We start from the raw sequence: 14812 nt of genomic DNA on the forward strand, positions 1-14812 counted from the left end.
CCCCGAAACCCCCTCCAGGGCGCTGTTCCGGCGCACCCTTGCCTCCCTCCCTGCCTCGAACCGTCGATCACGAGGAGTGACATTGCTCAGGTTGCGTCTGCGGGTGCGTGAGTGGTCCCGCCGCATGCTGATCCTCACCGACACGCCTCGCCCCCGCTGCCCCGATTGCGGGGGCGAGGGCGGGCAGAACCGCGACTACGGCGACTACGACACCGGCGAGTACGCCGGCACCGAGTGGGACCCATGCCACTGCTGGGACGAGGACCGGTCCTGGGTTCTCCTCCCGCTCCCCAAGCCCCCGCGCCGCCGTCGGCCCGACGCCGACCCGTGGGGGACGTCCAGCGGCTACAGCGATGAGCCGCCGTTCTAGCCAACGCCAAGGGCGGCCCGCCATCTCGCCAAAGACCGGGCCGCCCTCATCTCCAGATCCCAACAGACCAGTGGAGGTCTCCAGCATGACCCAACCCGCCGTCATCCGGCGAGAGCCCGACGGGTTACCGTCCATCGATCTGCCCGGGCTCGACCTGCTCGCCCACGCCGTCGCGGCGGCCGAGCGCGGGTGGCACGTCTTCCCGCTCCGCCCCCGCGACAAGCGGCCCGCCGGCCACGCGCAGGCCCGCTGCCCCGGCACCGGCCGCTGCGCGAACGGCCACCGCACCCCCGAGCAGCGCGCCACCACAGACCCCGACCTGCTCGCCGCCGCCTGGACCCACGCCCCGTACAACGTCGGGATCGCGACCGGCCCGTCCGGGCTGCTCGTGGTCGACCTCGACACCCTCAAGCCGACAGACGAAGAAGGAACGCCTGACGGCGTGACTTGCTTCGAAGCGCTCTGCGAGCGCGCCCGACAGGCCGTCCCCACCACCTTCCGGGTGCGGACCGCACGCGGCGGGCAGCACCTGTACTTCGCCCAACCCGAAGGGACGCGGCTCGGCTGCACGGCCGGACGCCTCGGCAAGCACATCGACACCCGGGGCTGGGGCGGGTACGTCGTCGCCCCCGGCAGCCACACCCCGGACGGCGCCTACACGGTGCTGGACAGCATCAGCCCCATCCCGCTGCCCGCATGGCTCGCCGATGCGCTCACGGCCCGCCCCAAGCCCGTCAGGCACGTGCCGGTGCCGCTGACCGCTACGGGATCCCGGTACGCGAAAGCGGCCCTGGACAACGAGGTGCGGAACGTCGCCCACGCCGCAGACGGCACCCGCAACAACACGTTGCTCAGGGCCGCGAGGGCCCTGGGTCGGCTCGTCGCGTCTGGCGACCTGACCCGCGTGGAGGTCGAGCAGGCTCTTAGTAGCGCGGCGGCGGGCAACGCTACCGAGTCGCAGCGCTACTACGACGACGTCATCGCCCGGGGCCTGGACTGGTCGATCGCCCACAACCCTGCCGACGGCCGGAGGGCGGCATGAACAACCCCCTCCCCGAAGCCTCTAAGAGCCCTCTCCGACCCAGCCCCGCCGAGGACGCCGAACAGCCTCCGCAGGAGCCGGGGGTGGGCGCTCCGAAGGGCGTCGCCGAAGGCGTCCTGTCTAGCCCTGACCCGCAGCAGACCGACCAGACCACGCACGTTCCCACCCGGAAGGAGGGGTGCCGCGTGAACGCGCAGCAGCCCATCGACGGCTCCGCCCTGCTCACCGACGTCGAGACATTCCACCGCCGATTCAACGTCTTTCCCCGTGAGGCCGCCTACGTCGCCGTGGTCCTGTGGGACGCCCACGCCCACCTGGTCGACTGCTTCGAGACCACGCCCCGTATCGCGTTCCTCTCCCCGGAGCCCGGATCCGGCAAGTCCCGCGCACTGGAGATCATCGAGCTGCTGACCCCCCGCGCGATCAGCACCGTCTCAGCTTCCGCCAACGCCCTCTACCGGCTCGTCGGCTCCTCCGAGGGACTGCCCACCGTCCTGTTCGACGAGGTCGACACCATCTTCGGCCCCAAGGCCAACACCGATGAGGCCCTGCGCGGGTTCCTGAACGCCGGATACCGGCGGATCGGCGGCGCCCTGCGCTGCGTTGGTGAGGGCTCGCAGCAGAACGCGCAGGTCTTCGACTCCTACTGCGCCGTCGCCATGGCCGGGCTCGGCTCGCTGCCGGACACGGTCCTGTCCCGCTCCGTCATCGTCCGCATGCGCCGCAAGGCCCGCAACGAGAAAGCCGAGCCCTACCGGCAGCGCATCCACATGAAGCAGGGCCACGCCCTGCGGGACCGGCTCGCCGAGTGGGCCGACCAGGTACGCGACCGGGTGAGCGAAGCATGGCCCGAGATGCCCGAGGGAGTCACCGACCGACCCGCCGACGTGTGGGAACCCCTGCTCGCCGTCGCGGACGCGGCCGGCGGGGACTGGCCCGAACGGGCCCGCGCCGCCTGCGTGGAACTGGTCAACGCGTCCCAGGTCGACGACAAGGGCAGCATCGGAATCCGGCTCCTGACCGACCTGCGCGACCAGGTCATGATCGGCATCGACCGCCTGCCGACCATGGCCATCATCGACCGGCTCAACTCCCTGGACGACTCCCCGTGGGCCGACATGGGCGGCCGGCCGCTCGACTCCCGGGGCCTGTCCAAGATGCTCCGCGAGTACATGACCGTGGACAACACGCCCATCGTCGCCCGCAACATCCGCACCGCCGGCGGGGTCCTCAAGGGGTACTACGCCGCCGACCTCACCGACGCGTGGGCCCGCTACTGCGCGCCCTCCACCTCCGAGTAGGCGCTACATCCGCTACATCCGCTACACGCCAGGTCAGACCGGGTGCGGCTGTAGCGGATCACCCCCGATGTAGCGGCTACATGCCCAGTCCCGAACCGGCGCGTAGCCGCTACACGACACCCCATCCGCTACACAAAAACCGCCCCTGACCTGCGATGTAGCGGATGTAGCGGATGTAGCGGACTTCCCAGAAGGGGGCTAGGAAAGCTCCCACGCACTACGCCAAAGGAGCACCGCATGGACGCGGCCCTTTCCGAAGTGACCGTTGATTCCACGCTCGTTCTGCTCACTGTCGAGGAGGCCGCCCGCCGACTCCGCGTGGGCCGCACCACCTGCTTCAGCCTCATCCGGACCGGAAAGCTGGAGTCCCTGATGGTCGGCGGACTCCGACGGGTCCCGGCCGACGCCCCCGCCGCCTACGTCGCCCGACTCCGCACGGAGCAGCGCGCGGCCTGACTCGCTCACCCCTCACCGGAGCGCCGCCCCAAGCCGGAGGTGGCGCTCCGGTCGTTTCGCACCCACTTCACCTGAAGGAGTCCGCTAGTGGCGGAAGAGAAGAAGCGCACCCGTCAGCCCAACGGCCGCAGCTCTATCTATCAGGGCAACGACGGCAAGTGGCACGGTCGCGTGACGGTCGGCATTCGTGACGACGGCAAGCCTGACCGTCGGCATGTTGAGCGCAAGACTCGCGCCGAAGCGACGGCCGCTGTGCGCGAGCTGGAGAAGCAGCGCGACACCGGCGCGATGCGCAAGGCGGGCCGTGTCTGGACGGTCAAGACGTGGCTGACTCACTGGGTCGACACCATCGCCCCGCTCGCCGTCAACGAGAACACGATGGTGGGTTACGGCGTGGCGGTCAGGACGCACCTGATTCCCGCGTTGGGCGCTCACCGGCTCGACAAGCTCGGGCCCGAGCACATCGAGCGTTTCTACGGACGGATGCAGGCGGATGGCCGCCGCGCCGGCACGATCCACCAGATCCACCGCACGTTCCGTACCGCGCTCAATGAGGCGGTCCGGCGCGGTCATCTCGCGCGCAATCCGGTGCAGCTTGCCAAGGCACCCCGGGTGAGCGAGGAGGAGATCGAGCCGTACACCGTCGATGAGGTGAAGCGGCTTCTGCGGGCCGCCGAGGACCGCCGCAACTCGGCTCGCTGGGCCGTCGCCCTCGCGCTCGGACTGCGTCAGGGTGAGGCCCTCGGGCTGAAGTGGACGGACGTGGACACCGAGCGAGGGGTTCTGATGGTGCGTCGGAGCCGTCGCCGGCCGCGCTACGCCCACGGGTGCGGCGACACCTGCGGCCGGAAGGCGGGGTACTGCCCGCAGCGTCAGCGCACGAACCCTGAGACGGCCGACACGAAGTCGCGGGCCGGGCGCCGGGCGGTAGGCCTGCCGGCTCAGCTCGTGGACCTGCTGAGGGCCCACCGGGTGAAGCAGGACGCCGAACGGGCTACGGCGGGGGACAAGTGGGCCGACGAGGGGTGGCTGTTCGCCACGCCGGACGGGCGCGGTACCCCGCCCCGGACCGACTACGACGACTGGAAGGAGCTTCTGGCCGACGCGAAGGTCAGGGACGGGCGCCTGCATGACGCCCGGCACACTGCGGCAACGGTCCTGCTGATCCTCGGAGTCTCCGAGCGCGCCGTCATGGGGCTGATGGGGTGGTCCACCACGGCCATGGCCGCGCGATACCAGCACATGGTCGACACGGTGCGGACGGACGTGGCCCGGCAGGTCGACGGGCTCATCTGGCAGGCGGACGCGGCCAGGTCCGGTGAGGACGACGACGGGGCCGACGGGGCGCTCGTGCCGGCCAACTGAGACGGAAACTGAGACGGAGATGAGTGAAGGGCCCGGTTCTGAGAACCGGGCCCTTCATCTACCAGCGGTAGCGGAGGGATTTGAACCCTCGGTGAGTTTCCCCACACTCGCTTTCGAGGCGAGCTCCTTCGGCCGCTCGGACACGCTACCGAGAGAGAGCTTAGCCCAAAGGTGCCCGTGGACTGAAATCCATCTCCCGTCGCAGCTCAGCGGTCCCGGAAGAAGCTGGTCAGCTGGGCCGAGCACTCCCGCTCCAGGACGCCCTGGATCACCTCGGGGCGGTGGTTGAGGCGCCGGTCGCGGACCAGGTCCCAGAGGGAGCCGGTCGCGCCCGCCTTCTCGTCCCACGCGCCGAACACCACCCGTTCGACCCGCGCCTGGACGAGCGCCCCCGCGCACATCACGCACGGTTCGAGCGTCACGACGAGCGTGCAGCCGGCGAGTCGCCATTCGCCGGTGGCCGCCGCGGCCCGGCGCAGGGCCAGGATCTCGGCGTGGGCGGTCGGATCGCCGACGGCCTCGCGTTCGTTGTGGCCGGTGGCGAGGACCGCGCCCTCGGGGGAGAGCACGACCGCGCCGACCGGTACGTCACCGGCCGACGCGGCCAGGTCTGCCTCGGCGAGGGCGCGCCGCATGGGGTCCCGCCAGGGGTCCCGTACGGGATCGGCGCCCGCGACCGGGCCGGGTGCTGCGAGCGGCGGCACTAGCGCACGGCCTCCAGGATCTCGCTCGCGCCGATCGCCTCCGCGATCTCCCCGAGGGCGTCTCCCGACTCGAGGTCGAGCAGCTCCCGCTCGGTCACGCCGAGGTCCGCCAGGATCCGCCCGTCGCCGAGCGGCCCCGCCGGGAGCACCTTGCCGTCCGTGTCGTCCGCCGCGTCGTCGGCCTCCGCCTCCGGCTCACCGTCCTCGGTGCCGTCCAGGTCCAGTTCGTCGAGCGCGCTGATGTCCGGGTCGTCGTCGCCGCCGAGCAGTTCCGAGGTGAGGATCTCCCCGTAGGAGGAGCGGGCCGCGACCGTCGCGTTCGAGACGAAGACCCGGGGGTCGTCCTCGCCGTCGACGCGCACGATGCCGAACCACGCCTCCTCCTGCTCGATGAAGACGATCACCGTTTCCCCGTCGTCGGCTGCGGACTCCCGGGCCAGATCGGCCAGGTCCGCCAGCGTCTCCACGTTGTCGAGCTCCGTATCGCTCGCTTCCCACCCGTCTTCGGTGCGCGCGAGCAGTGCGGCGAAGTACACCTGACTCTCCCACTGATCAGAGGTGTGATGATCCGGCGGCGCGCTCCTGATGCCCCGCCCAATCGGCATCGTGACAGAAAGCTCGGCTTCAGGAGAGGTCTTCGGCTCTTGCGTCGTGCATCAGTCTGAACGTCACCGCGATCGGGCGGGCGTGCGACCCCGGCGCACGGAGGGGGCGCACGGCCCCGCCGTCCCGGGGCTCACCACCGGAAGGTCCGCATGCGCATCGCCTGTCGCATCCGGGCCGCCCGGGCGCGCCGCGGCTGGACGCGGTCGCGCAGCGCCTTGGCCTCGTTCAGTTCGCGCAGGAACTGTGCGCGGCGCCTGCGGCGCTCCGCGTCGGTCTCCTGGCGGGGCTCCTCGGGAGCCTTGCCGCCGCGCTTGTTCTCCAGGTCGGGCATAGGCGACACCACCCCATCGCTGGGTTCCCTGTGCCCCCCACCTTCCCTCGCTGGCGTGGGTTGATGCCAGTCCCGGCTACTGTTGGGGCATGCGTCTCCACGTCGTCGATCACCCGCTGGTCGCCCACAAGCTCACCACGCTGCGCGACAAGCGCACGGACTCCCCGACCTTCCGCCGGCTCGCCGACGAGCTGGTCACCCTGCTCGCCTACGAGGCGACCAGGGAGGTGCGGACCGAGCAGGTCGACATCGAGACCCCGGTGACGCCGACGACCGGTGTGAAGCTGTCCTACCCGCGTCCGCTGGTGGTGCCGATCCTGCGGGCCGGTCTGGGCATGCTGGACGGCATGGTGCGGCTGCTGCCCACGGCCGAGGTCGGTTTCCTCGGCATGATCCGCAACGAGGAGACGCTGGAGGCGTCGACCTACGCGACGCGGATGCCGGAGGACCTGTCCGGCCGCCAGGTGTACGTCCTGGACCCGATGCTCGCCACCGGCGGCACGCTCGTCGCGGCGATCCAGGAGCTGATCAAGCGCGGCGCGGACGACGTGACCGCGGTCGTACTGCTCGCCGCCCCGGAGGGCGTCGAGGTTATGGAGCGCGAGCTGGCGGGCACGCCGGTGACCGTCGTGACGGCCTCGGTGGACGAGCGTCTCAACGAGAACGGCTACATCGTGCCGGGCCTCGGCGACGCGGGCGACCGCATGTACGGCGCCGCCGAGTAGGCACGTGGTAGCCGTATAGGACCCGGATTCCGGTCGAAGCCGGTACCGGGCCGCTCTCAGCAGCGGCCCGGTACCGGCTTCGGCTTGTTGAGCGCGACCAGCGCCGCGTCCGCCACGGCCTTCGGGTCGAGCGTCTTGAAGGCCGTGCCGATGATCAGGTCGACGTCCGCCGTGGTGCGGGTGTCGACCTTGGTCGTCGTGCCCTTCAGTTGGGTACCGACGACCGAGAACGTGCCCTTGACGGCCCCGGGGGCGCCGAGCAGCAGCCCGATGCCGGTGACCTTCTTGTCGTAGGCGGCGGGCGCGTTGCCGACCTTGCCGATGGCGAAGCCGCGTTTCTTCAGCTCGTCCGCGGTCGTCTTCGCGAGGCCGCTGCGCGGGGTCGCGTTGTAGACGTTGACCGTGATCTGGGCGGGCTTGGGCAGCGCGGCCGCAGCGGGCTGCGGGCTCGGCGTGGCGGCGGGCTTGCAGTCGGCCTGCTTGCCGGCGGTCGTCTTCGTCTCGCCGTCGCCGGAGAAGACGTCGACGAGCTGCAACGTCCCCCAGCCGGCCGCGCCGAGCACGAGCACGGCGGCCGCCGCCCCGAGGACGATCCTGCGCCGGCGGTGGGGGCGGCGCATACGGGGATAGACATCTCCCGTGATGCGGTACTTTCCGCCCATTCCGGGGGGAGTGAGCATGCTCATGAACGCAGCGTAATGCGGCCCGCCGGGGATGCCTACTGGATGATCATGTGATCGCGTCCGGATGGGCGTGAACTGGCCCCGAAAGGATCAGTGGGGAGGGCCCGCGGTGGCTCGCGGTGGCCCGCGGAGGCCCGGGGAGGCCCGCGGTGGCCCGGAGAGGCCCGCGGGGCCCGAGGACGCCCCCGGGAGGGTGCTCCGGTGCGGGCCCGGCGGCCGGGCCGGTCGGGGCGGGTGCGGGTCAGTCCAGTTCGAGCACGCGTGCGTGCAGCACCTGGCGCTGCTGGAGCGCGGCGCGGACCGCGCGGTGCAGCCCGTCCTCCAGGTAGAGATCGCCGCGCCACTTCACGACGTGCGCGAAGAGGTCGCCGTAGAACGTCGAGTCCTCGGCGAGCAGCGTCTCCAGGTCCAGCTGGCCCTTGGTGGTCACCAGCTGATCGAGGCGGACCGGGCGGGGTGCCACGTCCGCCCACTGCCGGGTGCTTTCCCGGCCGTGGTCGGGATACGGCCGGCCGTTTCCGATGCGCTTGAAGATCACACGGAAAGCCTACCGGGCGAGCGGCTCCCGGCGCAGCCACGCGGGCCCGGTGCGAAGCTGGGACAAATCATGCGCGAAGTGGACAGGGGTCCGTCATGAGCGAGAGTGAGCAGCCGTCCGCCGAACCGTGGGCGCGGATCGCGGCCGGGTACGCCTTCGACGGAGCGGCACTCGATCTGGGGGCCCTGCTCTGGGACGGGACCTGTCACCCGGACGCGCCGATCCGCATCCCGCTGCCCATGCTCAACCGCCACGGACTGGTCGCCGGAGCGACCGGCACCGGCAAGACCAAGACCCTCCAGCTGATCGCCGAGCAGCTGTCGGCCCACGGGGTGCCGGTCTTCCTCGCCGACGTCAAGGGCGACGTCTCCGGCGTCTCCGCACCCGGTCAGGACGGCGACAGGGTGCGCGAGCGGGCCGGGCAGGTCGGCCAGGAGTGGACGCCGGCCGGCTTCCCCTGCGAGTTCTACGGGCTCGGCGGCACCGGCGCGGGCATCCCGATCCGGGCCACCGTGACCAGCTTCGGCCCCGTGCTGCTGTCGAAGGTGCTCCAGCTGAACCACACCCAGGAGCAGTCGCTCGGCCTGATCTTCCACTACGCCGACGCCAAGGGCCTGGAGCTGGTCGACCTGAAGGACCTGCGGGCGGTGGTGGCGTTCCTGGTCTCGGACGTCGGCAAGGCCGAGCTGAAGGGCATCGGAGGGCTGTCGACGGTGACGGCGGGGGTGATCCTGCGGTCGATCACGGCCTTCGAGCAGCAGGGTGCGGGCGGCTTCTTCGGGGAGCCGGAGTTCGACACGGGCGAGTTCCTGCGCACGGCGCCCGACGGGCGCGGCCTGGTCTCCGTACTGGAGCTGCCGGCCGTGCAGGACAAGCCGCAGCTGTTCTCGACCTTCCTCATGTGGCTGCTCGCGGACCTGTACGGCGATCTGCCGGAGGTCGGCGACCTCGACAAGCCGAAGCTGGTCTTCTTCTTCGACGAGGCGCATCTGCTCTTCAACGGGGCCTCGAAGGCGTTCCTGGAGGCGGTCACGCAGACGGTGCGGCTGATCCGCTCCAAGGGCGTCGGGGTGTTCTTCGTGACGCAGACCCCGAAGGACGTGCCCTCGGACGTGCTCGCCCAGCTCGGCAACCGGGTGCAGCACGCGCTGCGCGCCTTCACCCCGGACGACGCCAAGGCGCTGAAGGCGACCGTGCGGACCTTCCCGAAGTCGGGGTACGACCTGGAGGAGGTGCTGACCGGGCTCGGCACGGGCGAGGCGGTGGTCACCGTGCTGAGCGAGAAGGGCGCCCCGACCCCGGTGGCGGTGACCCGGCTGAGGGCGCCGCAGTCGCTGATGGGACCGGTTCCGGGGCCCGACCTGGAGGCGGCGGTGAAGGGCTCGCCGCTGTACGGGCGTTACGCGGAGGCGGTGGACCGGGAGTCGGCGTACGAGAAGCTGACGGCCGAGCAGCGGGCGGCGGAGGCGGAGGCGCTGCGCGCGGCCGAGGAGGCCGCGGCGGAGAAGGCGGAGAAGGAGGCGGAGAAGGCGGAGAAGGCGGAGAAGGCGGAGAAGGAGGCGGCGAGGGCTCCCCGGCAGCAGCCGAAGGAGGAGCCCTCGCTCACCGAACAGGTCGTCGGAAGCGGCCTGTTCAAGTCCCTGGCGCGGTCGATCGGCACCCAGCTGGGCCGGGAGATCAGCCGGTCGGTCTTCGGGACCGCGCGCAGGAGGAGGTGACGCGGACGTCTACTGCGTCAGCTCGTCGTGGTCGGCGTGCAGACCGCCGCCGCTGCCCGCGTCGCCGGTGGTCGGGACGAAGGCGACCGGCCGCTTCAGGGAGCTGATGTCGTGGGCGTAGGTGCCCACGGCGTTGGCGATGACGTCGATGTTGACGTCGAAGGCGGCCATGTCGATGTTGTGGATGTCGTCGCCCTTGGCGTGGTAGTTCACGTCGTACGCGACCCCCGCCTCGCCGCCGAACTTCTTGGCCTGGCCCTCGGTCTTGATGCCCTCGGCGCCGGTGAAGGTGCCGCCGGAGGGGATGCCGACCTCGATGAACGGGCCGTAGTCGGAACGGCCGGTGAAGTCGGTGCCCTCGTGCGGGGCCCCGCTCTTGTCCATGAAGTCGTTGATGTCGCGCTCGAGTTGGGCGGATCCCTCGGGGCCGGGGCCCGCGCCGACACCGTCGGAGTTGTCGCCGTCGTAGACGAAGAGTCCGTAGTTCGGCGAGGCGATCATGTCGAAGTTCAGGTAGAGCTTGATCTCCTTCTTGCCGAGGGAGCTCAGGTTGGCCACGTAGTGCTCGGAGCCGAGCAGGCCGTTCTCCTCGGCGGACCACCAGGCGAAGCGGATCTTGTTGCGGACCTTGTCCTTCGACTTGGCGAGCTCCAGGGCGGTCTGGAGGAGACCGGCGGAGCCGGAGCCGTTGTCGTTGATGCCGGGGCCGGCGGTGACGGAGTCGAGGTGGGAGCCGAGCATCACCGTGTTGGCGGCGTTGCCGCCGGGGGTCTCCGCGATGACGTTGTTGGTGGAACGCTTCTCCTGGAGCTGGCGGATCTCGAAGGAGAGGTTCACCGGGCCGGCGGCGAGCTCGGCGGCGAGCTTCTCGCCCTCCTCCTTGGTGACGCCGCCGGTCGGGACCTTCGCGGCGGCCGCGTCGCCGAGGGTGCCGGAGAGGGCGCCGTCGGTGTTGTTGTAGATGATCGCGCCGACGGCACCGGCCGCGGCGGCGTTCTCCTGCTTGGCGGCGAAGGTGCAGCCGCCGCGCTTGACGAGGGCGATCTTGCCGGTGAAGGCGCCGGCGGCGAAGTCGCCCGGCTCGCAGCCGTTGCTGCCGTCGGCGTCGACCGGGGCGGCGGCCAGGGCGGCCTTGATGCCGCCGACCGGCGTCGACTTGGTGTAGGTCATCGCCTTGATCGGCAGGTCGCGCGCGGTGGGCGACAGGACGGCGGCCTTCTCGGCCAGCGTCTGCGTGTACTGGAAGTCGAACTTCTGGTACGTGACGGCGTAGCCGGCCTTCTTCAGCTGCGTGTACACGTAGGCGGCGGAGGCGTCGTGGCCGAGGGAGCCGGCCGCGCGGTGACCGCCGGCCGAGTCGGCTATCGCCTGGAACTTCTGCAGGTGCTTGAAGGCGTCCTGCGCGGTCGTCTCGCGGACCAGCTTCCTGGCCAGCTTTGCGGCGTCTCGGGCCGGCGCCGCCCCGGGGTCGGGAGTGGCGGTGGCGGGCGCGGCGAGCACCAGCGGGGTGGCGAGTGCTGCGGCGGCCAGAACGGCGGCGGCTCTGCGCTGCGATGCGTTCACAGAAGTCCTTCCCGGTTCGTACGTGGTTGAGGGGAAGTTAGCGATCGCCAGGGGATTCTGTGAACACATCTCACACAATTCCTGTCAGGTTGAACAGGATTGGCATCGGGAATTAGCAATTCCCCTTTGTTTAGGGCGATTTCGATGCCTTGGCGGCTTTGGCCGCGGCCTTCATCTCCTGTTTGTGCGCACGCACCTTGGCCAGGGAGTCCGGCCCGGTGATGTCGGCGGCCGAGCGGTAGCAGTCCTTCTCGCCGTACGCGCCGGCCGCCTCCTGCCAGCCCTCGGGTCGCACGCCGTACTGCTTGCCGAGCAGGGCCAGGAAGATCTGCGCCTTCTGCTTCCCGAAGCCCGGCAGCGCCTCCAGCCGGGCGCGCAGCTCCGCGCCCGTGGCGGCGTCGCGCCAGACGGACTCGGCGTCGCCCGCGTACTCGTCGACGAGGAAGCGGCAGAGCTGCTGGATCCGCTTGGCCATGGAGCCGGGGTAGCGGTGCACGGCCGGCTTCTCGGAGAGCAGCGCGGCGAAGGTCTCCGGGTCCTGGGCGGCGATCTCGTGCGCGTCGAGGTCGTCGTGGCCCATGCGGGTCGCGATGGTGTAGGGGCCGGAGAACGCCCACTCCATGGGCACCTGCTGGTCGAGCAGCATGCCGACCAGCGCGGCGAGCGGGGAGCGGCCGAGGAGCTCGTCGGCCTCCGGCTGCTGGGCGAGGTGGATCGCGGGGCTCATGTCACGATCATCCCGCCGGGCGCCCGCCCCCGCCCGGCGGATCACCCTTTCGCGAAACGGTCGAGGGCTTCCAGGACGAGACGCCTCGTCTCGTTGCCGCCCAGGTGCCCGGCGTTCTCCACGACGTGCAGTTCGGCGTCCGGCCAGGCGCGGCCGAGCTCCCAGGCGGTGGTGAGCGGCCCGCCCATGTCGAGCCGGCCGTGGATCAGCACGCCGGGGATGCCGGCGAGCCGGTGCGCGTCCCGGATCAGGGCACCCTCCTCCAGGAAGGCGCCCTGGGAGAAGTAGTGCGAGCAGATGCGGACGAAGCCGAGCCGGGTGTCGTCGACCCGGTCCGTGTACGGGGTGCCCTGGCCCTCCGGCGAGAGGACGGCGTCCTCCCAGGCGCACCAGTCGGCCGCGGCCCGCTCGCGCACGGCGCGGTCGGGGTGGTTCATGCGGGCCGCGTAGGCGCCGAGCAGGTCCTCGGCGTGCTCGACGCCCGCCCGGAAGCGCTCGTGCGCCTCGGGGAAGAAGCGGCCGACGCCCTCGTACAGCCAGGCCGTCTCGGAGCGGCGGGTGGTCGTCACGGCCGCGATCACGATCGCGGTGACCCGCTCGGGGTGCGCCTCGGCGTAGGCCAGGATCAGCGTGGACCCCCAGGACCCGCCGTGGAGCAGCCAGCGGTCGATCCCGAGGTGTTCGCGCAGCCGTTCCATGTCGGCGACGAGGTGGGCGGTGGTGTTGACCGACATGTCGGCGGCGGGGTCGCTCGCGTGCGGGGTGGAGCGCCCGCAGCCGCGCTGGTCGAACTGGACGATCCGGTAGCGCGCCGGGTCGAAGACCCGCCGGGCTCCCGGGGAGGAGCCCGACCCGGGCCCGCCGTGCACCACCAGGGCGGGCCTGCCCTCGGGATTGCCGGCGACGGACCAGTACACGTGGTTGCCGTCGCCGACGTCGAGCAGTCCCTCGGCGTACGGGGCGAGGTCGGGGAAGCGCTGGGGGGAGGTGTCCGTAGGCATCCGCCCGACGCTAGTCGTTGCCGCGTACCCGCGTCGCCGGGTTTTCGCACCACTCCAGGACCGAGTCCCAGGCCCCGTAGCCGTGGTCGGGGTTCAGATGCCCGCCGCCGGGCACCCGGTCCATGTCGAGGCCGAGGGGGGTGCCGTAGTGCACGTCGGCGCCCTCGGGGCAGTACGGGTCGCCGTCGCCGAACACGAGCCGGGCGGGCGTGCGTCCGGCCGGGGTGAGGGGCGGCGTGAGGGCCAGCCCGTCCGCGAACCTCGCGATCTCCGGGATCGACGCGGTCACCGGCGGCGACGGCGGCGCGACGAGCAGCACCCGGCCCGCCGCGGGTGCCCGGCCGGCGGCCACCGCCCGCAGCCACAGCAGTACGCCGAGGCTGTGCGCGAGCACGACGAACTCGGCACCGTCGGCGGGCCGCTCGCCGTGCTTCTCCAGCGCGTCCAGCCAGTCCGCGAGCACGGGGGCGTCCGGCTCCGGCAGCTGGGGATAGCGCACTTCGTGGCCCCGTCCGCGCAGCTCACCGGCGAGCCAGTGCTGCCAGTGGCCGGCAGGGCGGTGGTTCTGGAAGCCGTGGAGGATCAGGAAGGTCGTCATGGGGCTGATCGTGGGGTGTGGCGCCCGTGCGGTGCAGCGTGTCTCAAGGAACGGACGGGGGAGGGGACCGCGGGACGCGGTGCACGTCGTGCTCCGCGAGATCCGGCAGCGGACCCGCTGCCGCGGTGAAGCGCTGGTCGTCCTGCAGCACGAGGAGACCGTGGTGGACCATGGTCGCGCAGACGAGCCGGTCGACGACGGACAGGCTCCGGTGCCGCCCGCGCCGCGCGAGGCGGTACCGCGGGGTTTCGAACCACCGCCACGCGTTCTGCCGTGTCGGTCAGCGTTCCGTGGGGACCTGCAGGCTGAGCAGCTGGCGTATGCCCGCCTTCAGTTCGTCGGCCGACAGGCGCTGTTCCTGGGAGAGGTGGTGCATCAGGCTCGGCGAGAACGGGGCGAGCAGGAGGTGGGCGAGGAGGGGGGCGTTGGCGCCGGGGCGGGCCTGGCCGGCCAGGAGCGTCAGATGGGCGTGCATCGCCAGGTACGCGCCGCTGGTGTAGCGCGCGGTGGGGGCTGCGGTCTGGGCGGCGAGCAGGATCTCGCGCTGCTCGACCACGCGGTCGACGAGCGCGTCGAGGAAGGCGTCGAGGCGCTCTGCGGCGGGGGCGCCCGGGCCGAGCGGCGGCGGGCCGCTCATGTACGCCTCCTGGAACTGGCGCTCCCGGTCGTCGAGCAGGGCCCACAGCAGCTGGGAGACGTCGCCGAAGCGGCGGTAGACGGTGCCGACGCCTATGCCGCTCGCGTGCGCGACCTGGTTCATCGTGACGCACCCGGGGCCCTGTTCGGCCACGATCCGGGCGGCGGCGTCGAGGATCTTGCGCCGGTTGCGGGCCGCGTCGGCGCGCTCCGGGGCGGGGCCGCCGACCGTCGGGAGCAGGCTGAGCAGGGGCTTCGGCGCAGGTGCGTCCGCCGGTCCGGTCCCGGTGCCCGGTTTCCTCGTGCTCATCTCCTGTCGCCTGCCTTTCGCGCGCTACCCCCTTGCGGCCCGTCTCCTCGGTCCGGCCCTGACCTGAGCATACCTGCCCCCCTTGCAAAGCGGATAGATGTCCGCTTACGCTTTCCCCGTTGAAGCGGAAAGTGATCC

16 protein-coding genes, 1 tRNA gene and 1 pseudogene are annotated in these 14812 nt (G+C 71.4%); 7 read left to right on the forward strand and 11 right to left on the reverse strand.

Annotation, left to right across the window (positions count from 1 at the left end; genetic code table 11):
• Positions 1-82: 82 nt before the first annotated feature.
• The 5 genes and pseudogenes from ACIRQF_RS16100 to ACIRQF_RS16120 all read left to right on the forward strand — a co-directional run bounded on the left by ACIRQF_RS16100 (position 83) and on the right by ACIRQF_RS16120 (position 4534).
• Positions 83-370: a hypothetical protein gene (locus ACIRQF_RS16100; protein ID WP_404092646.1), complete on the forward strand. Its 288-nt coding sequence runs from the start codon at positions 83-85 to the stop codon at positions 368-370.
• Between the two features lie 85 nt (positions 371-455).
• Entirely contained in the window at positions 456-1412 is a 957-nt protein-coding gene (locus ACIRQF_RS16105) for a bifunctional DNA primase/polymerase (RefSeq protein ID WP_404092648.1), read from the forward strand.
• Between the two features lie 185 nt (positions 1413-1597).
• A pseudogene (locus tag ACIRQF_RS16110) lies at positions 1598-2862 on the forward strand (DUF3631 domain-containing protein).
• A gap of 88 nt (positions 2863-2950) precedes the next feature.
• Positions 2951-3169 (forward strand): excisionase family DNA-binding protein, encoded by a 219-nt coding sequence (locus ACIRQF_RS16115; RefSeq protein ID WP_404092650.1) that lies wholly within the window; start codon positions 2951-2953, stop codon positions 3167-3169.
• 87 nt (positions 3170-3256) lie between these two features.
• Positions 3257-4534: a tyrosine-type recombinase/integrase gene (locus tag ACIRQF_RS16120; protein WP_404092652.1), complete on the forward strand. Its 1278-nt coding sequence runs from the start codon at positions 3257-3259 to the stop codon at positions 4532-4534.
• Positions 4535-4599: 65 nt separating this feature from the next.
• Here the strand turns inward: ACIRQF_RS16120 and ACIRQF_RS16125 are convergent.
• The 4 genes from ACIRQF_RS16125 to ACIRQF_RS16140 form a co-directional block, all read right to left on the reverse strand.
• Positions 4600-4684: transfer RNA gene (locus ACIRQF_RS16125), tRNA-Ser, on the reverse strand.
• 56 nt (positions 4685-4740) lie between these two features.
• Entirely contained in the window at positions 4741-5169 is a 429-nt protein-coding gene (gene tadA / locus ACIRQF_RS16130) for a tRNA adenosine(34) deaminase TadA (protein ID WP_376627659.1), read from the reverse strand.
• A gap of 68 nt (positions 5170-5237) precedes the next feature.
• Positions 5238-5774, reverse strand: a complete 537-nt coding sequence (locus ACIRQF_RS16135) for a hypothetical protein (RefSeq protein ID WP_376627532.1) — start codon at positions 5772-5774, stop codon at positions 5238-5240.
• Between the two features lie 200 nt (positions 5775-5974).
• Entirely contained in the window at positions 5975-6175 is a 201-nt protein-coding gene (locus ACIRQF_RS16140; protein WP_376627534.1) for a hypothetical protein, read from the reverse strand.
• Between the two features lie 89 nt (positions 6176-6264).
• Between ACIRQF_RS16140 and upp the strand changes: the two genes are divergently transcribed.
• On the forward strand, positions 6265-6900 hold the full coding sequence (upp, locus tag ACIRQF_RS16145; protein WP_389759258.1) for a uracil phosphoribosyltransferase: 636 nt from the start codon (positions 6265-6267) through the stop codon (positions 6898-6900).
• A gap of 56 nt (positions 6901-6956) precedes the next feature.
• Here the strand turns inward: upp and ACIRQF_RS16150 are convergent, their stop codons facing one another.
• Positions 6957-7586 carry a LytR C-terminal domain-containing protein gene (locus ACIRQF_RS16150; RefSeq protein ID WP_404092655.1) on the reverse strand — a complete coding sequence of 210 codons (630 nt, stop codon included), beginning with the start codon at positions 7584-7586 and terminating at the stop codon, positions 6957-6959.
• A 238-nt stretch (positions 7587-7824) separates the two neighbouring features.
• Positions 7825-8121, reverse strand: coding sequence for a type II toxin-antitoxin system VapB family antitoxin (locus ACIRQF_RS16155; RefSeq protein WP_003949502.1), 297 nt, complete (start codon positions 8119-8121; stop codon positions 7825-7827).
• Positions 8122-8216: 95 nt separating this feature from the next.
• On the opposite strand from ACIRQF_RS16155, the gene ACIRQF_RS16160 reads away from it, so the two are divergent.
• Positions 8217-9839 (forward strand): helicase HerA-like domain-containing protein, encoded by a 1623-nt coding sequence (locus ACIRQF_RS16160; protein ID WP_404092658.1) that lies wholly within the window; start codon positions 8217-8219, stop codon positions 9837-9839.
• Positions 9840-9848: 9 nt separating this feature from the next.
• Here ACIRQF_RS16160 and ACIRQF_RS16165 read toward each other — a convergent pair whose 3' ends face one another.
• From ACIRQF_RS16165 to ACIRQF_RS16185, 5 genes are all read right to left on the reverse strand, one after another.
• A complete protein-coding gene (locus ACIRQF_RS16165; RefSeq protein WP_376627542.1) occupies positions 9849-11402 on the reverse strand; it encodes a M28 family metallopeptidase in 1554 nt (517 codons plus the stop codon).
• 130 nt (positions 11403-11532) lie between these two features.
• Positions 11533-12129, reverse strand: a complete 597-nt coding sequence (locus ACIRQF_RS16170) for an HhH-GPD-type base excision DNA repair protein (RefSeq protein ID WP_376627544.1) — start codon at positions 12127-12129, stop codon at positions 11533-11535.
• 41 nt (positions 12130-12170) lie between these two features.
• On the reverse strand, positions 12171-13130 hold the full coding sequence (pip, locus tag ACIRQF_RS16175; RefSeq protein WP_404092661.1) for a prolyl aminopeptidase: 960 nt from the start codon (positions 13128-13130) through the stop codon (positions 12171-12173).
• Positions 13131-13140: 10 nt separating this feature from the next.
• Positions 13141-13728 (reverse strand): RBBP9/YdeN family alpha/beta hydrolase, encoded by a 588-nt coding sequence (locus tag ACIRQF_RS16180; protein WP_404092663.1) that lies wholly within the window; start codon positions 13726-13728, stop codon positions 13141-13143.
• Between the two features lie 280 nt (positions 13729-14008).
• Positions 14009-14674: a TetR/AcrR family transcriptional regulator gene (locus ACIRQF_RS16185; protein WP_404092665.1), complete on the reverse strand. Its 666-nt coding sequence runs from the start codon at positions 14672-14674 to the stop codon at positions 14009-14011.
• Positions 14675-14812 lie beyond the last annotated feature (138 nt).

Source organism: Streptomyces sp. NPDC101191, from assembly GCF_044767915.1.
GTDB lineage: Bacteria > Actinomycetota > Actinomycetes > Streptomycetales > Streptomycetaceae > Streptomyces.